The following is a 23,794-nucleotide window of genomic DNA, read 5'->3' on the forward strand; positions in this document are numbered from 1 at the left end:
CAACCACATGTCAGTCACTCGCCGTGATCTGCTCAAGATGGCCGGCGCCGCCGGCGTCATGGGCATGGCGCCCGCCATCGTGCGCGCGCAGAAGCTGGAGAAGACCAAGGTCCAGATCGCAGTCGGCGGCAAGCCGCTGATCTACTATCTCCCCTTGTCCATCGCGGAAGCCCGCGGCTACTTCAAGGACGAAGGGCTGGACGTCAGCATCGCCGACTTCGCGGGTGGCTCCAAGGCCTTGCAGGCCGTGGTGGGCGGCAGCGCCGACATCGTGTCGGGCGCCTTCGAACACACCTTGTCCATGCAGTCCAAGGGCCAGGCCTATCGCGCCTTCGTGCTGCAGGGCCGCGCGCCGATGATAGGCGTGGGCGTGTCCAAGAAGAACCTGCCCAACTACAAGGGTCCCGCCGACCTGAAGGGCAAGAAGATCGGCGTGACCGCGCCGGGCTCGTCCACCAACATGGTGGTCAGCTTCTTCCTGGCCAAGCACGGCCTGAAGGCCTCGGATGTCTCCATCATCGGCGTGGGCGCGGGCGCCGGCGCGGTGACCGCGCTGCGCAGCGGCCAGATCGACGCCATCTCCAATACCGACCCCGTGGTGTCGATGCTGGAAATGCCGGGCGACATCCAGATCATCGTCGACACGCGCACGCTCAAGGACACCAAGGACATCTTCGGCGGCAACATGCCGGCGGGCTGCCTGTATGCGCCGCAAGCCTTCATCGACGCCAACCCCAACACCACCCAGGCCCTGGCCAACGCCCTGGTGCGCGCCGACAAGTGGATCCAGAAGGCCGGCGCCGACGAAATCGCCAAGGTCGTGCCGGAAACCTATCTGCTGGGCGATCCGGCCGTGTACAAGGCCGCCATCGCCAAGAGCCTGGAAGGCTTGTCGCCGGACGGCATGATTCCCGAGGATGGCGCGGCCACCGCGCTCAAGGCGCTGGCCGCCTACCAGGCGGATTTCGACGGCGCCAAGATCGACCCGTCCAAGGTCTGGACCAACGACTACGCGCGCCGCGCCAACGAGAAGTACCCCAATGGCTGAAGCCGCGCTGTCGCTGGAAAACATCAGTTGCACCTTTGTCTCCCGCGACGACCGGTCGCAGCGCTACACCGCTGTCAGCGACACCACCCTGGCCATCGAGCCGGGCGAGTTCGTGTCGGTGGTGGGCCCGACCGGCTGCGGCAAGTCCACCTTGCTCAACGTCGGCGCCGGCTTGTTGGCGCCGTCGTCGGGCCAGGTAAAGGTCTTCGGGAAGCCGCTGTCCGGCATCAATGAGCGGGCCGGCTACATGTTCCAGGGTGAGGCCCTGCTGCCCTGGCGCAACGCGCTGGACAACGTGGTGGCGGGGCTGGACTTCGCCGGCGTGCCGCGCCAGCAGGCGCTGGAGCGCGGCCGCGAATGGATGCGCCGCGTCGGCCTGGGCGGCTTCGAGAGCCGTTATCCGCACCAGATGTCGGGCGGCATGCGCAAGCGCGCGATGCTGGCGCAGACGCTGATCCGCGATCCCGACATCATCTTGATGGACGAGCCGTTCTCGGCGCTGGACATCCAGACCCGCCAGCTCATGGAGAACGAGGTCCTGGACCTCTGGATGGCCAAGCGCCGCGCCGTGCTCTTCATCACGCACGACCTGGACGAGGCCATCGCCATGAGCGACCGCGTGGTGGTGCTGTCGGCAGGGCCCGGCACGCATCCCATCGGCGAATTCGTCATCGACCTGCCGCGTCCGCGCGACGTGGCCGAAGTGCGCTCGGATCCGCGCTTTGTGGAGTTGCACGCCGCCATCTGGGGCGTGCTGCGCGAAGAAGTCTTGAAGGGCTATGCCCAACAGAAGCGAGCCTGAGCCATGTCCAAGCTGATCAAACCCGGTTCGGCCAGCCTGCGCTTCTGGCAATTGCTGCTGCTCGTCATCATTCTTCTGGCGTGGCATTTCGCATCGCGCGATCCCAAGGTGGCGTTCTTCTTCGGCGAACCGCTGAAAGTGTGGGGCCGCATCTGGGCCTGGTTCGTCACCAACGCGGATATCTACACCCATCTAGGCGTGACGTTGACCGAGACCGTGCTGGCCTTTTTCATCGGCACCATCGCCGGCCTGGCCTTCGGCCTGTGGCTGGGCCTGTCGCCCGGCGCCAGCGCGATCCTCGATCCCTACATCAAGGCCGCCAACTCGATGCCGCGCGTCATTCTCGCGCCCATCTTCGGCATGTGGTTCGGCCTGGGCATCTGGTCCAAGGTGGCGCTGGCGGTGACGCTGGTGTTCTTCATCGTGTTCTTCAACGTCTACCAGGGCGTGCGCGAAGTCAGCCCCACCTTGCTGGACAACGCCAGGATGCTGGGCGCGCGCCGGCGCCAGCTGCTGCGGCACGTGTACCTGCCTTCCGCCACCAGCTGGGTGTTCTCCAGCCTGCATACCTCGGTGGGCCTGGCCTTCGTGGGCGCGGTGGTCGGCGAGTACCTGGGCTCGGCCAGCGGCGTCGGCTACCTGATCCTGCAGGCCGAAGGCACCTTCGATGTGAACACCGTGTTCGCGGGCATCATCGTGCTCACGGCTTTTGCGCTGGTGCTGGACGCCGTCGTCGGCATGGGCGAAAAGCGGCTGATGAAATGGCAGCCCAGGTCCGGCGAAACCGAAAAGATCTGACCGGAGTTTTCCATGGCCCGCCTACCCTACGCCGACCTGACCCACCCCGAAGCCAAGCCCTTGGTGGACCGCATCGTCGCCGAGCGCGGCAGCGTCCTGCACCTGTACCAGATGCTGCTGCACAGCCCCGCCGTGGCGGGCGGCTGGCTCAATTACCTGACCTCGATCCGCCAGCTCAGCACCTTGCCCGGCGATCTGCGCGAACTGGTGATCATGCGCGTGGCGGCCATCAACGGCGCGCCCTACGAGGCCGACCAGCATGCGCCCATCGCGCTGAAGGAAGGCGTGTCGCAGGCGCAGCTGGATGCGCTGAACGCTTGGGAAAGTTCGGACCTGTTTGACGAACGCGAAAGGGCGGTGCTGGCGTATACCGACGCCATGACGCGCAATGTGCAGGTGCCGGAACCCGTGTTCCGGGCGGCCCGCGCGGCCATGGGTTCGGAAAAACTCATCGTGGAACTGACCGCGACGGTGGCGGCCTACAACATGGTGTCGCGCTTCCTGGAAGCGCTGCAGGTGCACTCGCACGATCACCGCTGATGCGTACGCGCGGCCCGTCGGGGCCGCGCGCATGTTTGCCGATATCGTGGCGGAAAATCCCGCTCAGGCGCGTTGCGCCTCGATCAACGCATCCAGCTTGACCGCGTCCGCCACGAACAGGCGGATGCCTTCCGACAGCTTTTCACTGGCCATCGCATCTTCGTTGAGCAGCGTGCGGAACGTGACTTCGTCCGCGCCGATGCGCGCGATGCCGGCGGGAATGTCGTCGGCGCGCAATTGCGCGGGCGCGTCGCCCTCGGTGCTGGCCAGCTTGGTCAGCAGTTCCGGGCTGATGGTCAGCAGGTCGCAGCCCGACAGCGCCAGGATCTGGCCCACGTTGCGGAAGCTCGCGCCCATGATCTCGGTGGGCAGGCCGAAGTGCTTGTAGTACTGGTAGATCCGCGTGACGGACAGCACGCCCGGGTCGCGCGCGCCGGCGTTGTCGGCTTCGACCCAGTTGGCGCCGGCGGACTTCTTGTGCCAGTCGTAGATGCGGCCGACGAAGGGGGAAATCAGCTGCACGTGCGCGTCGGCGCAGGCCACGGCCTGCGGCAGCGAGAACAGCAGGGTCAGGTTGCAGCGCACGCCTTCCGATTGCAGCGCGCGGGCGGCCTGGATGCCTTCCCAGGTCGAGGCGATCTTGATCAGCACGCGCTCGCGCGGCACGCCGGCAGCTTCGTACAGGGCGATCAGGCTGCGGGCGCGCTCGATGGTGGCGCGGGTGTCGAACGACAGGCGGGCGTCGACTTCGGTCGATACGCGGCCCGGAACGATGTCCAGGATGGCGCGGCCGAAGGCGACCAGCAGGCGGTCCATGAGCTCGGCGGTGGGCGCGCCGCGGTGTTCGCGCGCGGTCTTTTCCAGCAGGGGGCGGTAGGCGTCCTGCTGGACGGCCTTGAGAATAAGGGACGGATTGGTGGTGGCGTCGGTGGGACGCAGCGCCTTCATGGCTTCGAAATCCCCCGTGTCGGCGACGACGGTGGTGTGATTGCGCAGGGCGTCAAGTTGGCTGGACATGGACGGTACGGCTCGCAGCTGGCTAGGGTTGAAGGTGCCCTAGCGTATCACCGAGGCCGCCAGGCCGCCGTCGGCCGGACGAGGGAGGGGGGCGGCGGGACGCGGAAAAACAGGCCAAAACCCCGTTTCCGGCCTTATTTGGCGCGGTTCGCCGGGAAAAGCGGCCGCTCAAGGTATAATCCGAAGGTTTGATTATCGATTCTAAAACCGGGGTTTACTGTGCTGCCGCAACTCTTTCCCGAGGGGATCAACCGCTTCCCTCCTGCAATTCTGGCTCTGGCGGACGGTACCATTTTTCGAGGCGTGTCGATCGGTGCGTCTGGGCATACCGTTGCCGAAGTGGTGTTCAACACCGCGATGACCGGGTACCAGGAAATTCTCACCGATCCCAGCTATAGCGGCCAGATCGTCACGCTGACCTATCCGCACATCGGCAATACCGGCGTCAACGCCGAGGACGTGGAAGCCAAGCGCGTCTTTGCCGCCGGCCTGGTGGTCCGCGACTGTCCCGCCCGCGTGTCGAACTTCCGTTCCACGCAATCGTTGCCTGAGTACCTCTCCGAGCAAGGCGTCGTCGCCATTTCCGGCATCGACACCCGCAAGCTCACCCGCATCCTGCGTGAAAAGGGCGCCCAGGGCGCCTGCATCTTCGTCGGCACCGACGCCGAGCGCGCCGTCGAGCTGGCCCGCGGCTTTGCCGGCATGGCCGGCCAGGACCTGGCCAAGGTGGTGTCGATCAAGGATCGCGCCGAATGGACCGAAGGCACCTGGCAATTGGGCGAGGGCTTCTCCAAGCCCGACCAGTCCAAGTTCCACGTCGTGGCCTACGACTTCGGCATCAAGACCAACATCCTGCGCCTGCTGGCTGACCGCGGCTGCCGCCTGACGGTGGTGCCGGCCCAGACCAGCGCCGAGGAAGTCTTCAAGCTCAACCCCGACGGCGTGTTCCTGTCCAACGGCCCCGGCGACCCCGAGCCCTGCGACTACGCCATCGAGGCTACCCGCGCCTTCCTGGACAAGAAGCTGCCGGTGTTCGGCATCTGCCTGGGCCACCAGATCATGGGCCTGGCGGTGGGCGGCAAGACGCTCAAGATGAAGACCGGCCACCACGGCGCCAACCACCCCGTGCAGGACCTCCAGTCCAAGCGCGTGTTCATTACCAGCCAGAACCATGGCTTCGCGGTCGACGCGGCCAGCCTGCCGGCCACCGCGCGCGTGACGCATGTCTCGCTGTTCGACGGCACGCTGCAGGGCTTCGAGCTCACCGACCGCCCGGCCTTCTGCTTCCAGGGTCACCCCGAAGCCAGCCCGGGTCCGCACGACATCCTTGAACTGTTCGACAAGTTCATCGCCCTGATGTCCGGCCAAAAGTAAAGATTGCATCATGCCCAAGCGTACAGACCTAAAAAGCATACTCATCATCGGCGCCGGCCCCATCATCATCGGGCAGGCCTGCGAATTCGACTATTCCGGCGCACAGGCGTGCAAGGCGCTCAAGGCCGAGGGCTACCGCACCATCCTGGTGAACAGCAACCCGGCCACGATCATGACGGACCCGGAAACGGCCGACGTCACCTACATCGAGCCCATCACCTGGCAAGCCGTCGAAAAGATCATCGAGCGTGAAAAGCCCGATGCGCTGCTGCCCACGATGGGCGGCCAGACCGCGCTGAACTGCGCGCTGGACCTGGCCCACCACGGCGTGCTGAAGAAGCACAGCGTGGAACTGATCGGCGCCAACGAGCACGCCATCGAAAAGGCCGAGGACCGCCAGAAGTTCAAGCAGGCCATGACCGACATCGGCCTGGAATCGGCCAAGTCGGGCGTGGCCCACAGCATGGACGAAGCCTGGGAAGTGCAGCGCCGCATCGCGGCCGAAGTCGGCACCTCCGGCTTCCCGGCCGTGATCCGCCCCAGCTTCACCATGGGCGGTTCGGGCGGCGGCATTGCCTACAACGCCGAAGAATTCGAAACCATCTGCCGCCGCGGCCTGGAAGCTTCGCCCACCAGCGAACTGCTGATCGAAGAGTCGCTGCTGGGCTGGAAGGAATTCGAGATGGAAGTGGTCCGCGACAAGGCGGACAACTGCATCATCGTCTGCTCCATTGAAAACCTGGACCCGATGGGCGTGCACACCGGTGACTCCATCACCGTGGCGCCGGCCCAGACGCTGACCGACAAGGAATACCAGATCATGCGTAACGCATCGATCGCGGTATTGCGCGAGATCGGCGTGGATACGGGCGGCTCGAACGTGCAGTTCGCGGTCAACCCGCGCGACGGCCGCATGATCGTCATCGAGATGAACCCGCGCGTGTCGCGTTCGTCGGCGCTGGCCTCCAAGGCCACCGGCTTCCCCATCGCCAAGGTCGCTGCGCGCCTGGCCGTGGGCTACACGCTGGACGAACTGAAGAACGAAATCACCGGCGGCGCCACGCCCGCCTCGTTCGAACCCTCGATCGACTACGTCGTCACCAAGGTGCCGCGTTTCGCCTTCGAGAAATTCCCCACCGCCGACGCGCGCCTGACCACCCAGATGAAGTCCGTGGGTGAAGTCATGGCCATTGGCCGCACCTTCCAGGAATCGTTCCAGAAGGCGCTGCGCGGCCTGGAAGTCGGCGTCGACGGCCTGAACCAGAAGACCACCGACCGCGAAAAGCTGCAGGTTGAACTCGGCGAACCCGGTCCGGAACGCATCTGGTACGTGGGCGACGCCTTCGCGCAGGGCTTCACGCTGGACGAAGTGCACAACATCACGCACATCGACCCGTGGTTCCTGTCGCAGATCAAGGAAATCGTCGACATCGAACTGGCGCTGGAACAGAAGACGCTGGCCGACCTGGATTACGCCACGCTGTGGGAACTCAAGCGCCGCGGCTTCTCTGACCGCCGCCTGGCCTTCCTGCTGGATTCCTCGGAATCCGAAGTGCGCAAGCTGCGCCACCAGCTGAACGTGCGTCCGGTCTACAAGCGCGTCGACACCTGCGCCGCCGAATTCGCCACCCGCACGGCCTACATGTACTCGACCTACGAGGAAGAGTGCGAGGCCGCGCCCACCGACCGCAAGAAGATCGTGGTGCTGGGCGGCGGTCCGAACCGCATCGGCCAGGGCATCGAATTCGATTATTGCTGCGTGCACGCTGCGCTGGCGCTGCGCGACGACGGGTACGAGACCATCATGGTCAACTGCAACCCGGAAACCGTGTCCACCGACTACGACACCTCGGACCGCCTGTACTTCGAGCCGCTGACGCTCGAAGACGTGCTGGAAATCGTCCACAAGGAAAATCCGGTCGGCATGATCGTCCAGTACGGCGGCCAGACCCCGCTGAAGCTGGCGCGCGCCCTGGAAGCCAACGGCGTGCCCATCATCGGCACCAGCCCGGAATCCATCGACGTGGCCGAAGACCGCGAGCGCTTCCAGAAGCTGCTCAACAAGCTCGGCCTGCGCCAACCGCCCAACCGCACCGCGCGCACCGAAGGCGAGGCCCTGGCCCACGCGGCCGAAATCGGCTATCCCCTGGTCGTGCGCCCCAGCTACGTGCTGGGCGGCCGCGCCATGGAAATCGTGCACGAGCAGCAGGACCTCGAGCGCTACATGCGCGAGGCCGTGAAGGTCAGCAATGACTCGCCCGTGCTGCTGGACCGCTTCCTGAACAACGCCACCGAAGTGGACGTGGACTGCCTGGCCGACGGCGAAACCGTCTTCATCGGCGGCGTCATGGAACACATCGAGCAGGCCGGCGTGCACTCGGGCGACTCGGCTTGCAGCCTGCCCCCGTACTCGCTGTCGGCGGAAGTCATCGCCGAAATCAAGCGCCAGACCACGATGATGGCCAAGGCATTGAATGTCAGCGGCCTGATGAACGTGCAGTTCGCGATCCAGGGCGGCGACGTCTACGTGCTGGAAGTGAACCCGCGCGCCTCGCGCACGGTGCCCTACGTCTCCAAGGCTACGGGCCTGCAACTGGCCAAGATCGCCGCGCGCGCCATGGCCGGCCAGACCCTGGCCGCGCAAGGCATCACCAAGGAAGTCGTGCCGCCTTACTTCTCGGTCAAGGAAGCCGTGTTCCCGTTCGTGAAGTTCCCGGGCGTGGACACCATCCTGGGTCCGGAAATGAAGTCGACCGGCGAAGTGATGGGCGTGGGCACCAGCTTCGGCGAAGCCTTCGTGAAGTCGCAATTGGCCGCGGGCGTGCGCCTGCCGGAATCCGGCACGGTGTTCATCAGCGTCAAGAACCAAGACAAGCCCCTGGCGGTGGAAGTGGCGCGCGGCCTGCACGCGCTCGGCTTCAAGCTGGTCGCCACGCGCGGCACGGCGGCCGAGATCGAAGCCGCCGGCATCCCTGTGCAGTTGGTGAACAAGGTCAACGAAGGCCGTCCGCACATCGTCGACATGGTGAAGAACGGCGAGATCGCGCTGGTCATCAACACCGTCGAAGAGCGCCGCAACGCCATTGCTGACTCGCGCACCATCCGCACCCAGGCGCTGGCCGCCCGCGTGACCTTCTTCACGACCATTGCCGGCGCCCGCGCCGCGGTCGAAGGCATGCAATACCTGCGCCAAGGCCTGGGCCTGCAGGTTTATCCGCTGCAGGAGCTGCACGCTTCCTTGCAAGGCTAAGCCGGCAAGCGACACAATAGGGCACGCGAGAGCGTGCCCTATTTTTTTGCAACGCGATTCCGCAACGCCACCACAGGCATCAGGCACACATGGAAAGAGTCTTCATCACCGGCGCCAGCAGCGGCCTGGGACGCGCCCTGGCGCAGCAGTACGCCGCCGCCGGCGCCACCCTGGGCCTGCTGGGCCGACGCGAGGACGCCTTGCGGGAATTGGCAGACAGCCTGCCCGGCGAGCACCGCTGCTACGCGGTGGACGTGCGCGACCGCCAGGCCCTGCATGCCGCCGCCCAGGATTTCATCGCGTTCTGCCAGGGGCGGGTGGACGTGGTCATCGCCAGCGCCGGCATCAGCGCAGGCACCTTGACCGAGCATGGCGAGGACTACGACGTCTTCAAAGCTATTGTCGACACCAATCTGCTGGCCACCGTGGCGACCTTCGAACCCTTCATCGCGTCCATGCGGGCGGCAGGATCGGGCAGGCTGGTGGGCATCGCCAGCGTGGCTGGGGTGCGGGGGCTGCCCGGCGCGGGCGCCTACAGCGCGTCCAAGTCGGCGGTGGTCACCTACTGCGAAAGCCTGCGGCTGGAGCTGGCCGCCGAAGGCGTGGATGTGGTGACGATCGCGCCCGGCTACATCAAGACGGCAATGACGGCCCACAACCCGTATTCCATGCCTTTCCTGATGGAGGCGGACGCCTTCGCCCGCCGCGCGCGCAGCGCGATCGGGCGGGGCACGTCCTATGTGGTGATTCCGTGGCAGATGGGCATCGTCGCCAAGCTGATGCGACTGTTGCCCAACGCCGTCTACGACAGGCTGGCGCGCAACGCGCCGCGCAAGCCGCGCCGCGCGCGCTGAACGCTCAGGGCACGACGTCGTTGCCGACTTCGTCGCTCACGTGGCCCACGTCGCCCCAGTCCAGCACCTGCCATTTGCGGCCCTGCACGCCGACGCGGTTGATGCTGACGTTCAGCAGCGAGGCATCGCGCGGTCCGTTCAGCGGCACGCCCGAGGCATGGCGCCAGATGATGTCCAGCACGCCGCCGTGCGTGAACATCAGGATGCGTTCGTCGTCGTGGCGGCTGGCGATGTCGTCCACGGTGGAAATGACGCGGGATTGGAACTGCCCCAGCGTTTCGCCGCCGTCCAGCGGACGCAGTGGGTCGCGACTTTTCCAGGCGGCCGCGGCCTCGGGGGCCAGCACGTCGATGCGTTCGTGGTCCAGGCCTTCCAAGATGCCAAAGCCGCGCTCGCGGATGCCGGGCTCCACGCGCACGCGCAGGCCGAGCTGTTCGGACACCGGCACGGCCGTGGCATGGGCACGCTGCAGATCGCTGCTGTAGATGGCGTGGATGGGCGTGTGGCGAGCTTCCTCGCGCATGCGCGCGGCCAGCAGGCTGGCCTGGTTGACGCCGAATTCGTTCAGGGGGATGTCTTGCCAGCCTTGCAGGCGCCGTTGGCGGTTCCAGTCGGTTTCGCCGTGGCGGATGAACCAGATTTCAGTCATTGCGGTCTTGATGCGGGTTTAGAGCTGGGCGGGCGCGATGGGTGCGCGCGGTTTCCAGATGGTTTGAATGATCGAGCTTAACGCGACCAGCGCGGGCTCGCTAGCGCGCTCGTAGGGCAGGATGAATCCCAGCATGGCATCCACGCGCGCCTGGCCCCAGACGATGAAGTCGTTCGAGGCCGCGCCCGCCAGCGCGGCTTCCTCGCGCAGCAGGGCGCAGCCGGCGCCGGCGCGCACCAGCGCATCCAGGTTGGCCTGGTCGTCGTTCTGCATCACGATGCGCGGCGACAGGCCGTGGCGTTCGAACATGTCGCGCAGCAGCAGGTGGGTGTGGCTGCCGGAAGGGCCGTCCAGCCAGGGCAATTGCGCCACCTCGCGCCAGCCGCCGCGCTTGAGCACGGCGGCGTGCTCCTTGGGCATGGCGATGCGGTAGCGCACGCTGCGCAACGGCTGCCAGAGCACGCCGCGCGGCGGATTGGCGGCGATGATCAGCGCCGCCGGCAGGCGGCCCGTGCTGACCTGCTCAGCCAGGGTGGCGGCGGGCAGCGTCTGGGTCTTCAGTTCGACCAGCGGCAGGCGCTGGGTGACGGCCGAAGCCAGTTCGCCCAGGCGCAGGAAATCGGGTTTTTCGCTGGGCACGCCCAGTTCGACCGCGCCGTGCAGGCTGCCCTGCAATTGCTGGGCTTCGGATTTGAATTGCGCGCCCAGCACCAGCAGCGACTCGGCGGTGGGCAGCAGCACCTCGCCCGCCTTGGTCAGGGCCAGGCGGCCGCCGCTGCGGTCGAACAGCGCCACGCCCAGGCTTTGTTCCAGCGCCTTGATCTGCGCGGTCACGGCGGGCTGGGTCAACGACAGCGCCTCGGCCGCCTTCGTCAGGTTGCCCAGCCGGGCGACCGTGACGAAGGCGCGGATCTGATAGATTTCCATGGCCCCGAGTTTAGGCTGCCAAGAGCCGCACTTGGGTAGGTTCGAGGCCGATGGAAACGGGAGCGCCGACGGGGAAGGGGGACAGCCCGGCCAGATGCGATTGGTCCGCCGTCAGCCGCTGTTCGCCGATCTGCACCTGATAACGGGTGAATTCGCCCAGGAACTCGCTGCTTTCGACGATGCCCGGCAGCCAGACATAGCGCGCATCGCCCAGCCCGTCCGCCATTTCGATCTGCACCGTATGCGGACGGAAGCTGGCCGCCAGCCGCGACGCGGCTGGCGCTTCGCCCGTCAGAGGCAGCCGCAGGTCGCCCACGCCTTCCACCGCCAGGACCACGCTGCCGCTGGTGCGTTCGCGCACATTGCCTTCCAGTACGTTCATCGTGCCCACGAAGTTGGCGACGAAACGGTTCACCGGATAGTCGAACAAGGTGCTGGGCGCGCCGATCTGCTGGACCACGCCGTGGTCCAGCACCGCCATGCGGTCGGCGGTGGTCATGGCCTCTTCCTGGTCATGGGTGACGAAGATGGTGGTGATGCCGAGCCGGCGCTGCAGGCTGAGCAGGTCCTGGCGCATCTGCACGCGCAGCTTCTTGTCCAGGTTGGACAGGGGTTCGTCCAGCAGCAGCACCTGCGGTTCGATCACGATGGTGCGGGCCAGCGCCACGCGCTGCTGCTGGCCGCCGGAAAGCTGGTTGGGGCGGCGCTTGCCGTACTGGGACAGGCCAACCAATTCCAGCGCGGCTTCCACCTTGGCGTGGATCTCGGCGCGCGGCAGCTTGCGCTCGACCAGGCCGAAGGCCACGTTGTCCCACACCGTCATGTGCGGCCACAGGGCGTAGTTCTGGAACACCATGCCGATGTTGCGGTTCCAGGGCGGCGTGCCGCTGATGTCCTTGCCGTCCACCAGCAGCTGCCCGGCGCTGTGCCGGTTGAAGCCGGCGATCAGCCGCAGCAGCGTGGACTTGCCCGAGCCCGACGGCCCGAGCAGCGCGAAGAACTCGCCGGGCTCGATGCTGATGTTGACGTCCTTGAGCACTTCCGTCTTGCCGTAGGACAGCCGGATGTTGCGGCATTCGACGCTGACTTTCTTCATGCGGATTCCCCTTCATTGCGAGCCGGGCGCTGGCGCACCTGGGCGCGTTCCACCAGCAGGTGCGATACATACGTGCCGATGGCCACCGCGGCCACCGCCAGGACGCCGAGCGCGGCGCCGGGACCCCGGCCCGCCGCGCTCTGCATGTACAGATAGATGCCGTAGCTCATGGGCGCCTGGCTGTCCTTGGTCACCAGCATGATGGTGGCCGACAGCTCCACCGCCGCCGTGACGAAGCTGGTCACGAAGCCCGCCAGCATGCCGCCCGCCATCAGCGGCACGACCACGCGGCGGATGGTGCTCATGCGCGTCGCGCCCAGCGATTGCGCGGCCTCTTCCAGCGAAATGTTGATCTGCTGCAGCGAAGCCACGCAGGAACGCAAGGCATAAGGCAGCCGCCGCACCGAGTACGCGATCATGATGATGATCCACGACGAGGTCAGCAGCGTGCCGGTGCCGGGCAGCTCGATGCCGCGGAAGGTGCGCAGAAAGCCGATGGCCAGCACGATGCCGGGAATCGCCAGCGCCGCGGAAGCCAGGAAGTCCAGCCACTGCCGCGCCGGCAGCCGGGTGCGCAGCATCAGGTAGGCGATGGCGGTGCCCAGGATCACGTCCACGCCGGCGGCCAGGCCGCAATAGAGCAGGGTGTTGGCGATCATGCCCTGCGATTCGGAGAACACCGCGGCGTAATGCGCCAGGGTATAGCCGTCGGGCAGCGGCGCGAAGCTCCAGACGCTGGCCAGCGACAGCAGCAGCACGCCCATGTGCGGCGACAGCACCAGCAGCAGCACCAGGATGATCCAGCCATAGGCCAGCACGCTTTCCATGGGGCGCAACTTGCGCTTCTGGATGGAGTTGCCGCCCTTCTGCAGGGTAGAGTAGTCGCGGCCCTTGAGCACGCGCGCAGACAGCCACAGCGCCAGGATCGAGAACCCCACCATGATGACGCTGATCACATAGCCCAGCGGATCCTCCAGGCCCACCTGCGTGATGCGCAGGTAGGCTTGCGGCGCCAGCATGTTGGTGGTGCCCAGGACCAGCGGCGTGCCCAGGTCGTCGAAGACCTTGACGAACACCAGCGATGTGCCGGCCACATAGCCGGGCAGCGCCAGCGGGAAGATCACGCGGCGGAACAGGCGAAAACCCCGCGAACCCAGGTTGAAGGCCGCTTCCTCCATGGCGCCGTCGATGTTGCGCAGCGCCACCACCAGGTTCATCAGGATGAAGGGGAAGTAGTGCAGCGATTCCACAAAGATGACACCGTTCAAACCTTCCATGAACGGGATGGTGAAGCCGAACCAGTCGTTGAGCAGCAAGTTCACGCTGCCCGAGCGGCCGAAGATCAGCTGCATCGCGACCGCGCCGACGAAGGGCGGCATGATCAGCGGCAGCACGCCCAGCGTCTGGATCAACAGCGCGCCGCGGAAGTCGAAACGCACCGTGAAGTACGCCAGCGGCACGGCGATGAGCGATGCCAGCAAGGCCGACCAGCCCGCCACGTACAGGCTGTTGAAGAAGGCCTCCTTCATCAGCGGCTGGTTGAAGAAGGCGCCGAAGTGGCCCATGGTGAAGCTGCCGTCGGCGTTCACGAAGGCGGTGTAGAACACCGTGCCCACCGGCACGGCCAGGAACAGCAGCAGAAAACCGAACACCAGTAGCGCCGTCAGCAAAGGGCCGACGGGCAGGCGCGAGTGGCCCGAAGAATTCATCGAGATTCCCGAAATCGTTGCCAGGGGAAACCGCGGCGGCGGACGGGAAGGGGCCCGCCCGGTCCGCGCGCGTCCTGCGGGTGCCGCGGCCTAGAGCGCCGCGGCCTGCTTGGCGAGCTTGACGGCTTCTTCGTAGTTCGCCTTGGAACGGCCGTTCCATTCGCCTTCCAGCTGGGTGATCTGCTGGTTCACGGCGGCGTCCTTCTTGTTGCCGGCGAAGATCGCCAGGAAGGCCGGGTCGGCGGCCTTCTTGCCGTCGATGAGCGGCGCCCAGGTCAGCTTGCGGGCCTGCGCCAGCAGCTCGGCAGCGCGGCCGCTCTTGGCCTTGTCGCCCAGCTTGGCTTCGGCGTCGTAGATGGCCTTGGTGGCGGCCTGCAGTTCCTTCAGGCGGAACGTGACCGTCTGGTCATACAGCGATTGCACGACGTAGTAGCGCGACTGCGACAGGTCGGCATTGAACTGCACCTTGCTGCGCTTGGCGATTTCAGCGGGGTCGGGGTAGCCCTGCGGAATCTTCCCGGCCAGCATTGAGTAGGGCAGCACCGGCAGGCGCGAGATCTTGGGTTCCAGCAGCAGCTCCTGCCCGGCCTGGCTGAGCGTGAAGGCGATGAACTTCTTGCCTTCCTCCGTGTTCTTCGCGCCCTGGATCAGCGCGATGTTGGCCGGCACGATGGCCGTTTCGGAGGGGTAGACGAACTCCACCGGGAACTTGGAATACTTGCTGGACAGGCCGAAGAAGTCGATCACCGGCCCCGCGCCGAACTGTCCATTGTTCACGCCGTCCGGCACGCCGAACGAGCGCTCGGTGACGGCGCTGCTGTTGCCCGACATGCGCAGCAGCGTGCTCCAGCCTTCGTCCCAGCCTTCGCCCTGGAGGATGGTTTCCACGGTCAGGTGCATGGTGCCCGAGCGCGACGGCGAGGTGATGCCGACGTGGCCGAACCATTGCGGCGACAGCAGGTCCTTCCATTCCACCGGCGCGGGGATCTTGTGCGCCGCAATGTAGCGGGTGTTGTAGATGATGCCGTAGCCGGCCAGGGCCTGGCCCAGGTACATGCCGCCCGGATCGTTGATGGGGTAGTTGCCGATCTTGTCCGGCACCTGCTTGTTGGCCACGTCGGCGGAGCTTGCCAGCAGCTTGTCGCGGCCCAGTACTTCGAAGGCATCGGGCGCGCTGGCCCAGAACACCTCGGGGCGCTGGCCGGCGGGCGTTTCGCGCACATAGGCGATGCCCGACACCGTGTTCTTGTTCAGGACTTCCAGCGTGATGCCGGGATTGGCTTTTTCGAAGGCCGTCTTGTAGGCCTGGGTGAGGTCCTTGGGGAATGACGTGATCACCGTGACGGTGCCTGCGAGGGCAGGGGCCGCGCAAACGGCCAGCACCGCACCTGCAAGGGCTGTGCGCATTGCATGCATGGTTTGTCTCCGTGGTTTTAGATTTGTCCGGAGACAGTACTGGCCGGCCTGGGCAGCGTCCAATCAGAAATTTTGATGCGCGCCATCAATGCGGGCGCCCCGGCCGCGCGGGGGCCCGGCCTTGCCTGCTAGGCCGTGGCGGATACGCCGCCTTGCATGGCCCGGGCCTGCTGCTCCATCACGTCAGTGATCTGTCTCTGGATCTGCACCGCCTGGGCATTGAGCGCCATCAGTTGCTGGGCCTTCATTTCGGCCGGCATGCCGCTGGCCTTGACCTTGGCGATCTGGTCCATCACGCGCTTGAGCTGCTTCTGCAGTTCCTTGATCTGGCGCGTGTAGGCGTCGTCGTTGCTGGAGTCCTCGGTTTCCGCGGCTGCCTGCGCGTTGCCCACCTTCAGGCCGCCGGGGTTGTTGATGCGGATCTTGCCGTCCGGGGACGCCGCGCTCGCTTCTTCGCCGGAGGCGCTCTTGGCTTCCTTGTTGGCCTGGATTTTCTCGGCCCACATGTCCGCCAGCGTGGTGGCGCGGGAGATGCCGCCGATGGGATTGATAGCCATGATTGTTCCTGCCTTCTCAAGGGGTCGGGGTTTTCACTAGTACGGCATTCCAGCGGCGAACTTAAGCATTGCCGCCCCTTTGCGGCCCCCTTTACACTGGCGCCCGCTCACACCCAACACCTATTTTGGGATATCCATGTCCAATTCCTACTTTCCGCGCTGGCGCCTGGCCGACGACACCGAGCCCGGCGTCATCATCGCGCCCGACGAAAGGCTGTCCTGGCCCAAGAACGTGGCCATGGGCGCGCAGCACGTGGTCGCCATGTTCGGCTCCACCGTGCTGGCGCCGCTGCTCATGGGCTTTGACCCGAACGTCGCCATCCTGATGTCAGGCATAGGCACGCTGATCTTCTTCCTGTTCGTGGGCGGCAGGGTTCCCAGCTACCTGGGTTCCAGCTTCGCCTTCATCGGCGGCGTGATCGCGGTGACCGGCTATGCCGGCGGCGGGGCCAACGCCAATATCGGCGTGGCCCTGGGCGCCATCATCGCTTGCGGCCTGGCCTACACGCTGATCGGCCTGATCGTCTGGTTCGTCAACGCGCGCGCCGGGGGCGGGGCGAACTGGATCGACACCTTGATGCCGCCTGTCGTCACGGGCGCCGTCGTCGCGGTCATCGGCCTGAACCTGGCGCCCATCGCCGCCAAGGGCGCGATGGGCGCATCGGGCTTCGACAGCGTGATGTCCATGGTCACCATCCTTTGCGTGGGCGGCATTGCGGTGTTCACCAAGGGCATGGTGCAGCGCCTGCTGATCCTGGTCGGCATGATCCTGGCCTGCGTGGTGTACGGCATTCTCGCCAACGGCATGGGGCTGGGCAAGCCCATCGATTTCTCCGGCGTGGCCGCCGCGGCCTGGTTCGGCCTGCCGCACTTTGCCGCGCCGGTGTTCAAGGCCGAGGCCATGGGCCTGATCGTGCCCGTCGCCATCATTCTGGTGGCCGAGAACCTGGGCCACGTGAAGGCCGTCAGCGCCATGACCGGCCAGGACCTGGACCGCTACCTCGGCCGCGCCTTCGTCGGCGACGGGGTCGCCACCATGGTGTCCGGCGCCGTGGGCGGCACCGGCGTCACCACCTATGCCGAGAACATCGGCGTGATGGCGGTCACGCGCATCTACTCGACGCTGGTGTTCGTCGTTGCGGCTCTGATCGCCATCGTGCTGGGCTTCTCGCCCAAGTTCGGCGCGTTGATCCAGATGATCCCCGGGCCCGTGCTGGGCGGCATGTCGGTGGTGGTGTTCGGTCTGATCGCCATCGCCGGCGCCCGCATCTGGGTGGTCAACCAGGTGGACTTCAGCGACAACCGCAATCTCATCGTGGCCGCGGTCACGCTGGTGCTGGGGGCGGGCGACTTCACCATCAAGCTGGGCAATTTCACGCTGGGTGGCATCGGCACCGCCACCTTCGGCGCCATCATCCTGTACGCCTTGCTGCGCCGCAGGAAATAGGCGGCGCGGCCATGCGCGGACTCCGTGTCCCGCGCATGGCCGGCTGGCGCATCTAGGTGCGCGACAGCCGCGAGGCCGCGGCCGTGCCGGTCAATGCTACCGGCGCCGCCTCGATCACCTGTCCCGATTGCGTCTTGAATACCGAGGTGGCTTCGGCCAGGCGCCGCGCCTGTTCCTCCATCGCGGCCGCGGCGGCCGACGCCTCCTCGACCAGCGCCGCGTTCTGCTGTGTCACCTCGTCCATCTGCGAGATCGCCAGGCTGACCTGGTCTATGCCGCCGGCCTGCTGCGTCGAGGCGGCCGAGATTTCAGCCATGATCGCGGCCACGCGCTGCACCGAATCCACGATTTCCTGCATGGTCTGCCCGGCGGCGGCGACCTGGGCCGATCCGGCGGCCACGGTGTCCACCGAGGCCTCGATCAGCGTCTTGATCTCCTTGGCGGCCTGCGCGGCGCGCTGGGCCAGCGAACGGACCTCGCCCGCGACCACAGCAAAGCCCTTGCCCTGTTCACCAGCGCGCGCGGCTTCAACGGCGGCGTTCAGCGCGAGGATGTTGGTCTGGAAAGCGATGCTGTCGATCACGGACACAATGTCCGAGATCCGCCGCGAGCTGTCCGAGATGCCGTGCATGGTCGCCACCACCTGTTCCACGTTCTGGCCGCCGCGCTGCGCCACGTCCATGCTGACCGCCGCCAGCTGGTTGGCCTGGGCGGCATTTTCGGCGTTCTGCTTGACGGTGACCGCCAGCTCTTCCATGGTGGACGCGGTTTCTTCGAGCGCCGCGGCCTGTTCTTCGGTACGCACCGACAGGTTGGAATTGCCGGCCGCGATTTCCGCCGCGCCCACGTTGATCTCGTCCACTCCCTGGCGCACGGACGTCACCGTGCGGGTGAGGCTCTCCTGCATGCGTTTGAGCGAAGCGAACAGGACGCCGATCTCATTGTTGGAGCGGGTTTCCACGCGGTTCGTCAGGTCGCCGGCCGCGATGCGATCGAAGTGCCTGCCGGCCTCCTGCAGCGGACGGAGCACGGCGCGGCGGATGAAGGCCCAGCACAGCGCGGCCAGGAGCAGGGCGGCCGATATCAGCGCGACCGCCGAGATCCGGGCGGTGGAGTAGGTCTGCTCGGAGCTTGCCAGCACGCCGTCGCTGCGCTCCTGGACCCGGCCCAGGAAGGCTTGCATGTCTTTCATGAAGTAGGCGTCGGCCTGGGGCAGCCGCCCCTCGTCCTGGCGGTACTTGGCTGGCGAACGTTCCTTGAGGTCGGCTTCCAGTGTATCCAGGATGGCGGCGTACTCGGTGAAGCGCCCCTGCAGCGTTTGGGCCAACTGCTGACCACGCGGGCTCTTGGGTACGGCCATGTAGCGGGCGAAACGCTCGCGCGCCTGCTTCAGATGGCCGGCGGCTTCCTCGCCGGCCAGCCCGGCCTGGTCCATGCCGCCGGCCTGCATGGCAGCCATGCCCGCACCGAGCGCCAGCCGCGCGCGCAGCAGGGCGGCGTTGGCCTCGTAGAGCGGGTCGACCTGATGGACCGCGACATTGTTCAGGTCCTTGATCTCGGTCACGCTTTTCTCGGCGTTCATCCAGCTCAGGCCGCAAGCCAGAGCCAGGGCGACGACGAAGCAGCCCAGAACCAATAGCATTCCGGTACGGACTTTCAGTTTTTCCAGCATGAGAGCTCCTCGTTCTTGAACGCGATCCGCGACGCGCGGGAGCGGGCCAGGCCGCCCGCCGCGCGGCGGAACGGCGAACGTCGCGCCGGATGGCTGCGATGCGTCCGCCACACCACTGCAAATACCCGCAAAAACATGTCTCTTGCGTCTTGCACGTGCTTGCGGTCTGCCAGCCCTGGCCAGACGATAGTTCGTTGAATCCAAAATGTATTTAATTGTTATTAATGACACAATTTGTTGTTTTATACTGCGTCAGTCTGATTTTTCTGGCGTTTTTGAGAGTTGTGCTTTGGCTGTGTTGCAAAAAACTATCGAAGAGTAGTTTTTATGCAACATGTCAGCCACGAAGGCGCGGCCACGGGCCATGCCGCCCGGTTCTCGGGCGGATTGGAAAAAAACCGTAAAAAATGACGGGTTTTAGCGGGTTACAGCGGCGAAATGCGGCGAAAACGACGTTTTCTCCGGCGGCTTGCAATTCGCGTGGACTTTGACCACAATATGGCCTTGATTGCCCCGGTTCCGACCCGAGCCGGGGTTTTGTTTTGGTCGGCCGCGCCGCTCGCCCGTATTGCTTTCACCCGGCTGCCTGCGCGCGCCAGGATTCCGACCTTCACCGAGAACGCTCCGTCCGGGGCGTTTTCTACTTTTGTTTGGGAAACGACATGTCTGCCATTCCTTTGACCGTGCGCGGGGCCGAGCGCTTGCAAGAAGAGCTCCAGCGGCTGAAAACCGTGGAACGTCCTGCCGTTATCAACGCGATCGCTGAAGCGCGTGCGCAGGGTGATCTGTCGGAAAATGCCGAGTACGATGCTGCTCGCGAGCGCCAAGGCTTTATCGAGGGCCGGATTGCCGAGCTTGAAGGCACGCTTTCCAATGCCCATCTGATCGATCCTACCGCCCTGGATGCCGAAGGACGCGCCGTGTTTGGCGCTACTGTCGACATCGAGGACCTGGATTCGGGCGATCGTGTGACGTACCAAATCGTCGGCGACGTTGAAGCCGACATCAAGTCGAACCTGATTTCCGTGTCCAGCCCGGTGGCGCGCGCGTTGATCGGCAAGAGCGAAGGCGATGTGGTCGAGGTCAAGGCCCCGGCAGGCGTTCGCGAGTATGAAGTCCTGGGCGTGCGCTACATCTGACGCCAACGTAGTAAGCTGGAAACTGTCAAAACACCATAGTCCGAACCGTGCGTTCGACTGAATTCCGCGGTTTAATGCGGATCGCTATGGTGGACCGGGCGCGTAAAGCGCCCGTTTTTGTGCCTGGCGCTTACCTTTTCGACGACTTGCGGCTGGTGCCGCTGCGTGCTCCGGCCCGCAGGCTGAGCGCGCTGCCCGCGCGGCGGGGAATGCCGTGACCGCTGGCGGTGGTCTTCTTGGTACCGGGGCGCATGGGCTTGCCGTTCTTGTTGAGCTGGTCCTGGGGCACGAAGCGCGTCTTCGGCTTGGGCTCCTCGGATTCGCTGCGGCGCGGACGCTTGGCCAGGGTCTTGCCTTCGGCGGCCAGCTTCTTGGGCGTGTGCGGCTCGGAGGCGCGGCGCTTGGCAGGGCGTTCGGGTTCCATGGCGGCCAGCGCGGCGGGCTTGATATTGCCGGCCAGCGGGCGGAACAGGATCAGGGTCTTGCCCAGGTGGTGCACCGGGGCGCAGGAAAGCGTGTCGCAGATGGTCGACAGCATTGCGTCGCGGGCCTCGCGGTCATCACCGCCGGCGCGCACCTTGATGAGGCCATGCGAAGTCAGTGCCAGGTCGATTTCCTTGAGCACGGCTTCGGTCAGGCCATTGTCGCCAATCAGGACGACAGGGCGCAGAGGGTGAGCGGCAGACCGAAGGTCGCTGCGCTCACGAGAGGTAAGTTCTAATATAGGCATGCGTGGAATTGTACGGTAATGGCCAAGAATAAATTCTCTAAAGACTGGATTCACCAGCACATCAACGATCCCTATGTGAAGCTGGCGCAACAGAAGGGCTACAGAGCCCGCGCCGCTTTCAAGCTGATCGAGATCCTGGACACCGAGAAGCTGATGCGCCGGGGCGACCTGGTGGTCGACCTGGGCTCGGCGCCCGGCAGTTGGTCCCAAGTGGCGCGCGAGCGCCTGGCGGGGCCGGGCGGCATCGTGGACGGCCGCATCATTGCGCTCGACCTGCTGCCCATGGAGCCCGTCGCGGGCGTCGAATTCATCCAGGGCGACTTCCGCAATGATGACGTTTTGAAACAATTGGAAGACATGGTCGGATCGCGCGCGGTCGACCTTGTTATTTCCGACATGGCCCCCAACTTATCAGGGGTGGGTATTGCCGATTCCGCGCGCATCCAGCATGTGTGCGAGTTGGCGATGGAATTCTCCTGCGCCCACCTGAAGCCCAACGGGGCGCTGATCGTCAAGGCTTTCCACGGCAGCGGCTTTTCGCAAATCGTGGAGTCCTTCAAGCAGCGCTTCAAGCGGGTGGTCGAACGCAAGCCGAAGGCATCGCGGGACAAATCCTCCGAAACCTTTCTGGTTGCGCGCGATCTGAAGTAGCCCGGGTTCGGGGCGCGCCGCCTCGGACTCGAAAAACTCACAGCCTGCCGGAACAACGACCAGAAAATTCGCGAATCAGACAAAACCTAGAGGGGCTCAGCCATCCCGGGACGCAATCTGGTCTGACAGGGTAGAATGAGCTATTGACATACTTGTGACTGTGCCATACGCGGGTGCATGGTCACGGGTCGGAATCGAAAGCAGGAGATCGACCTTGAATAATTCATTTTCGAAAGTCGCTGTCTGGATGGTGATAGCCCTCGTGCTGTTCACCGTCTTCAAGCAGTTCGACGGACGCGCTCAGACCCAGGACGGCGTGACCTACACGCAGTTCATGGACGACGCCAAGGCGGGACGTATCCGCAAGGTCGACGTCCAGGGCGACGTGTTGTACGTCACCCCTGACGCGGGCCGCGCCTACACGCTGACTTCGCCGGGCGACCTCTGGATGGTCTCCGATCTGTTGAAGTATGGCGTCCAGGTTTCGGGCAAGCCGCGCGAAGAGCAGTCACTGCTGATGAGCATCTTCGTGTCGTGGTTCCCCATGCTGTTGCTGATCGGCGTCTGGGTATTCTTCATGCGCCAGATGCAGGGCGGCGGCAAGGGTGGGGCGTTCAGCTTCGGCAAATCGCGCGCCCGCATGCTCGACGAGAACACCAACCAGATCACCTTCGCCGACGTCGCCGGCTGCGACGAAGCCAAGGAAGATGTGCAGGAGCTGGTTGATTTCCTGCGCGACCCCAGCAAGTTCCAGAAGCTGGGCGGCCGCATTCCGCGCGGCGTGCTGATGGTCGGTTCTCCGGGTACCGGCAAGACGCTGCTGGCCAAGGCCATCGCGGGCGAAGCCAAGGTGCCGTTCTTCAGCATCTCGGGTTCCGACTTTGTTGAAATGTTCGTCGGCGTGGGCGCGGCCCGCGTGCGCGACATGTTCGAAAACGCCAAGAAGCACGCTCCCTGCATCATCTTCATCGACGAAATCGATGCGGTGGGCCGCCAGCGCGGCGCCGGCCTGGGCGGCGGCAATGACGAACGCGAACAGACGCTGAACCAGATGCTGGTGGAAATGGACGGCTTCGAATCCGGCCAGGGCGTCATCGTCATCGCCGCGACCAACCGTCCCGACGTGCTGGATCCCGCGCTGCTGCGCCCGGGCCGCTTCGACCGCCAGGTCGTGGTGCCGCTGCCCGATATCCGCGGCCGCGAGCAGATCCTGAAGGTCCATATGCGCAAGGTTCCGCTGTCGCCCAACGTCGACGCGACCGTTCTGGCGCGCGGCACCCCGGGCTTCTCCGGCGCCGACCTGGCCAACCTGGTCAACGAAGCCGCGCTGTTCGCCGCCCGCCGCAATGGCCGCACGGTCGACATGTCGGACTTCGAAAAAGCCAAGGACAAGATCATCATGGGTGCGGAACGCCGCTCCATCGTGATGCCCGAAGAGGAACGCAAGAACACCGCGTACCACGAGTCCGGCCACGCGATCGTCGCCCGCCTGCTGCCCAAGACCGACCCGGTCCACAAGGTCACCATCATCCCGCGCGGCCGTGCGCTGGGCGTGACCATGCAGTTGCCTGAGACCGACCGCTATAGCATGGACAAGGGCCGCCTGCTGTCCACCATCGCCGTGCTGTTCGGCGGCCGCATCGCCGAAGAACTGTTCATGGACCAGATGACGACGGGCGCTTCGAACGACTTCGAACGCGCCACCGCCATCGCCCGCGACATCGTCACGCGCTACGGCATGACCGACGAGCTGGGCCCCATGGTCTATGCCGAGAACGAAGGCGAAGTGTTCCTGGGCCGCAGCGTCACCAAGACCACGCACATGTCGGAAGCCACCATGCAGAAGGTGGACACCGAGATCCGCCGCATCATCGACGAGCAGTACCGCGTTGCGCGCAAGATCCTGGAAGACAACCGCGACAAGGTCGAAGTGATGACCGCCGCGCTGCTCGAATGGGAAACCATCGACGCCGATCAGATCAACGACATCGTCGAGGGCCGCCCGCCGCGTCCCCCGAAGACGCCTCAGGGCCCGTCGGATACTTCCGACACGCCGCCCACGGGCCTGGCGGCAGGTGGCAATACGGCTGCTGCTGTCTGAGGTTGTTCATCCTGAGT

Annotated in this window: 20 protein-coding genes; 11 read left to right on the forward strand and 9 right to left on the reverse strand. The window is 65.4% G+C overall.

Annotation, left to right across the window (positions count from 1 at the left end; all coding sequences use genetic code 11):
- Positions 1–7 precede the first annotated feature (7 nt).
- From FOC84_RS20965 to FOC84_RS20980, 4 genes are read left to right on the forward strand one after another with little or no spacing between them, the layout of a single operon-like run.
- The gene (locus FOC84_RS20965; protein ID WP_173146123.1) at positions 8–1,048 is read left to right on the forward strand and encodes an ABC transporter substrate-binding protein; all 1,041 of its coding nucleotides are present in this window, start codon (positions 8–10) and stop codon (positions 1,046–1,048) included.
- Positions 1,041–1,850 (forward strand): ABC transporter ATP-binding protein, encoded by an 810-nt coding sequence (locus FOC84_RS20970; RefSeq protein ID WP_173146124.1) that lies wholly within the window; start codon positions 1,041–1,043, stop codon positions 1,848–1,850. The genes FOC84_RS20965 and FOC84_RS20970 overlap by 8 nt, the downstream gene beginning before the upstream one ends.
- A 3-nt stretch (positions 1,851–1,853) precedes the next feature.
- A complete protein-coding gene (locus FOC84_RS20975) occupies positions 1,854–2,648 on the forward strand; it encodes an ABC transporter permease (protein ID WP_173146125.1) in 795 nt (264 codons plus the stop codon).
- Positions 2,649–2,660: 12 nt separating this feature from the next.
- Positions 2,661–3,188 carry a carboxymuconolactone decarboxylase family protein gene (locus FOC84_RS20980; protein WP_173146126.1) on the forward strand — a complete coding sequence of 176 codons (528 nt, stop codon included), beginning with the start codon at positions 2,661–2,663 and terminating at the stop codon, positions 3,186–3,188.
- Positions 3,189–3,251: 63 nt separating this feature from the next.
- On the opposite strand, the gene tal is transcribed toward FOC84_RS20980, so the two are convergent.
- A complete protein-coding gene (gene tal, locus FOC84_RS20985; protein ID WP_173146127.1) occupies positions 3,252–4,205 on the reverse strand; it encodes a transaldolase in 954 nt (317 codons plus the stop codon).
- Between the two features lie 219 nt (positions 4,206–4,424).
- Between tal and carA the strand changes: the two genes are divergently transcribed.
- The 3 genes from carA (at position 4,425) to FOC84_RS21000 (ending at position 9,683) form a co-directional block, all read left to right on the forward strand.
- The gene (gene carA, locus FOC84_RS20990; protein ID WP_173146128.1) at positions 4,425–5,579 is read left to right on the forward strand and encodes a glutamine-hydrolyzing carbamoyl-phosphate synthase small subunit; all 1,155 of its coding nucleotides are present in this window, start codon (positions 4,425–4,427) and stop codon (positions 5,577–5,579) included.
- Between the two features lie 10 nt (positions 5,580–5,589).
- On the forward strand, positions 5,590–8,829 hold the full coding sequence (gene carB / locus FOC84_RS20995) for a carbamoyl-phosphate synthase large subunit (RefSeq protein WP_173146129.1): 3,240 nt from the start codon (positions 5,590–5,592) through the stop codon (positions 8,827–8,829).
- Positions 8,830–8,918: 89 nt separating this feature from the next.
- On the forward strand, positions 8,919–9,683 hold the full coding sequence (locus tag FOC84_RS21000; RefSeq protein WP_173146130.1) for an SDR family oxidoreductase: 765 nt from the start codon (positions 8,919–8,921) through the stop codon (positions 9,681–9,683).
- Positions 9,684–9,687: 4 nt separating this feature from the next.
- On the opposite strand, the gene FOC84_RS21005 is transcribed toward FOC84_RS21000, so the two are convergent.
- From FOC84_RS21005 to FOC84_RS21030, 6 genes are all read right to left on the reverse strand, one after another.
- Entirely contained in the window at positions 9,688–10,332 is a 645-nt protein-coding gene (locus tag FOC84_RS21005) for a histidine phosphatase family protein (protein WP_173146131.1), read from the reverse strand.
- A gap of 18 nt (positions 10,333–10,350) precedes the next feature.
- Complete coding sequence (locus FOC84_RS21010; protein WP_173146132.1) at positions 10,351–11,259, reverse strand: LysR family transcriptional regulator; 909 nt, start codon at positions 11,257–11,259, stop codon at positions 10,351–10,353.
- Between the two features lie 10 nt (positions 11,260–11,269).
- A complete protein-coding gene (locus FOC84_RS21015; protein ID WP_173146133.1) occupies positions 11,270–12,355 on the reverse strand; it encodes an ABC transporter ATP-binding protein in 1,086 nt (361 codons plus the stop codon).
- Complete coding sequence (locus FOC84_RS21020; protein WP_173146134.1) at positions 12,352–14,064, reverse strand: ABC transporter permease; 1,713 nt, start codon at positions 14,062–14,064, stop codon at positions 12,352–12,354. Before FOC84_RS21020 ends, FOC84_RS21015 begins: the two co-directional genes overlap by 4 nt.
- A gap of 90 nt (positions 14,065–14,154) precedes the next feature.
- Positions 14,155–15,480 (reverse strand): ABC transporter substrate-binding protein, encoded by a 1,326-nt coding sequence (locus FOC84_RS21025; RefSeq protein ID WP_173146135.1) that lies wholly within the window; start codon positions 15,478–15,480, stop codon positions 14,155–14,157.
- 128 nt (positions 15,481–15,608) lie between these two features.
- Positions 15,609–16,037, reverse strand: coding sequence for a FlxA-like family protein (locus FOC84_RS21030; protein ID WP_173146136.1), 429 nt, complete (start codon positions 16,035–16,037; stop codon positions 15,609–15,611).
- A gap of 136 nt (positions 16,038–16,173) precedes the next feature.
- Here FOC84_RS21030 and FOC84_RS21035 point away from each other — a divergent pair, with 136 nt between their 5' ends.
- Complete coding sequence (locus FOC84_RS21035; protein WP_173146137.1) at positions 16,174–17,484, forward strand: solute carrier family 23 protein; 1,311 nt, start codon at positions 16,174–16,176, stop codon at positions 17,482–17,484.
- A gap of 52 nt (positions 17,485–17,536) precedes the next feature.
- Here FOC84_RS21035 and FOC84_RS21040 read toward each other — a convergent pair whose 3' ends face one another.
- A complete protein-coding gene (locus FOC84_RS21040) occupies positions 17,537–19,156 on the reverse strand; it encodes a methyl-accepting chemotaxis protein (RefSeq protein ID WP_173146138.1) in 1,620 nt (539 codons plus the stop codon).
- A 662-nt stretch (positions 19,157–19,818) separates the two neighbouring features.
- Here FOC84_RS21040 and greA point away from each other — a divergent pair.
- Positions 19,819–20,295: a transcription elongation factor GreA gene (gene greA / locus FOC84_RS21045; protein WP_054451366.1), complete on the forward strand. Its 477-nt coding sequence runs from the start codon at positions 19,819–19,821 to the stop codon at positions 20,293–20,295.
- A 130-nt stretch (positions 20,296–20,425) separates the two neighbouring features.
- Here the strand turns inward: greA and FOC84_RS21050 are convergent, their stop codons facing one another.
- Complete coding sequence (locus FOC84_RS21050; RefSeq protein WP_173146139.1) at positions 20,426–21,025, reverse strand: YhbY family RNA-binding protein; 600 nt, start codon at positions 21,023–21,025, stop codon at positions 20,426–20,428.
- Between the two features lie 18 nt (positions 21,026–21,043).
- Between FOC84_RS21050 and FOC84_RS21055 the strand changes: the two genes are divergently transcribed.
- Positions 21,044–21,676 carry an RlmE family RNA methyltransferase gene (locus tag FOC84_RS21055; RefSeq protein WP_173146140.1) on the forward strand — a complete coding sequence of 211 codons (633 nt, stop codon included), beginning with the start codon at positions 21,044–21,046 and terminating at the stop codon, positions 21,674–21,676.
- A 214-nt stretch (positions 21,677–21,890) separates the two neighbouring features.
- Positions 21,891–23,777, forward strand: a complete 1,887-nt coding sequence (gene ftsH / locus FOC84_RS21060) for an ATP-dependent zinc metalloprotease FtsH (protein ID WP_173146141.1) — start codon at positions 21,891–21,893, stop codon at positions 23,775–23,777.
- The last annotated feature ends 17 nt before the right edge of the window (positions 23,778–23,794 follow it).

The organism is Achromobacter pestifer, assembly GCF_013267355.1.
GTDB classification, from domain to species: Bacteria; Pseudomonadota; Gammaproteobacteria; order Burkholderiales; family Burkholderiaceae_B; genus Achromobacter; species Achromobacter pestifer_A.

What these genes read in the sequence shown, in the direction of transcription:
- FOC84_RS21015 (WP_173146133.1), bottom strand. Translation starts at nt 12,355, where the DNA reads ATGAAGAAAGTCAGCGTCGAATGCCGCAACATCCGGCTGTCCTACGGC.
- FOC84_RS21020 (WP_173146134.1), bottom strand. Translation starts at nt 14,064, where the DNA reads ATGAATTCTTCGGGCCACTCGCGCCTGCCCGTCGGCCCTTTGCTGACG.
- FOC84_RS21025 (WP_173146135.1), bottom strand. Translation starts at nt 15,480, where the DNA reads ATGCATGCAATGCGCACAGCCCTTGCAGGTGCGGTGCTGGCCGTTTGC.
- FOC84_RS21055 (WP_173146140.1), top strand. Translation starts at nt 21,044, where the DNA reads ATGGCCAAGAATAAATTCTCTAAAGACTGGATTCACCAGCACATCAAC.
- carB (WP_173146129.1), top strand. Translation starts at nt 5,590, where the DNA reads ATGCCCAAGCGTACAGACCTAAAAAGCATACTCATCATCGGCGCCGGC.
- FOC84_RS21005 (WP_173146131.1), bottom strand. Translation starts at nt 10,332, where the DNA reads ATGACTGAAATCTGGTTCATCCGCCACGGCGAAACCGACTGGAACCGC.
- FOC84_RS21030 (WP_173146136.1), bottom strand. Translation starts at nt 16,037, where the DNA reads ATGGCTATCAATCCCATCGGCGGCATCTCCCGCGCCACCACGCTGGCG.
- FOC84_RS21000 (WP_173146130.1), top strand. Translation starts at nt 8,919, where the DNA reads ATGGAAAGAGTCTTCATCACCGGCGCCAGCAGCGGCCTGGGACGCGCC.
- FOC84_RS21040 (WP_173146138.1), bottom strand. Translation starts at nt 19,156, where the DNA reads ATGCTGGAAAAACTGAAAGTCCGTACCGGAATGCTATTGGTTCTGGGC.
- FOC84_RS21035 (WP_173146137.1), top strand. Translation starts at nt 16,174, where the DNA reads ATGTCCAATTCCTACTTTCCGCGCTGGCGCCTGGCCGACGACACCGAG.
- FOC84_RS21050 (WP_173146139.1), bottom strand. Translation starts at nt 21,025, where the DNA reads ATGCCTATATTAGAACTTACCTCTCGTGAGCGCAGCGACCTTCGGTCT.
- FOC84_RS20970 (WP_173146124.1), top strand. Translation starts at nt 1,041, where the DNA reads ATGGCTGAAGCCGCGCTGTCGCTGGAAAACATCAGTTGCACCTTTGTC.
- FOC84_RS20980 (WP_173146126.1), top strand. Translation starts at nt 2,661, where the DNA reads ATGGCCCGCCTACCCTACGCCGACCTGACCCACCCCGAAGCCAAGCCC.
- FOC84_RS20975 (WP_173146125.1), top strand. Translation starts at nt 1,854, where the DNA reads ATGTCCAAGCTGATCAAACCCGGTTCGGCCAGCCTGCGCTTCTGGCAA.
- FOC84_RS20965 (WP_173146123.1), top strand. Translation starts at nt 8, where the DNA reads ATGTCAGTCACTCGCCGTGATCTGCTCAAGATGGCCGGCGCCGCCGGC.
- FOC84_RS21010 (WP_173146132.1), bottom strand. Translation starts at nt 11,259, where the DNA reads ATGGAAATCTATCAGATCCGCGCCTTCGTCACGGTCGCCCGGCTGGGC.
- tal (WP_173146127.1), bottom strand. Translation starts at nt 4,205, where the DNA reads ATGTCCAGCCAACTTGACGCCCTGCGCAATCACACCACCGTCGTCGCC.
- greA (WP_054451366.1), top strand. Translation starts at nt 19,819, where the DNA reads ATGTCTGCCATTCCTTTGACCGTGCGCGGGGCCGAGCGCTTGCAAGAA.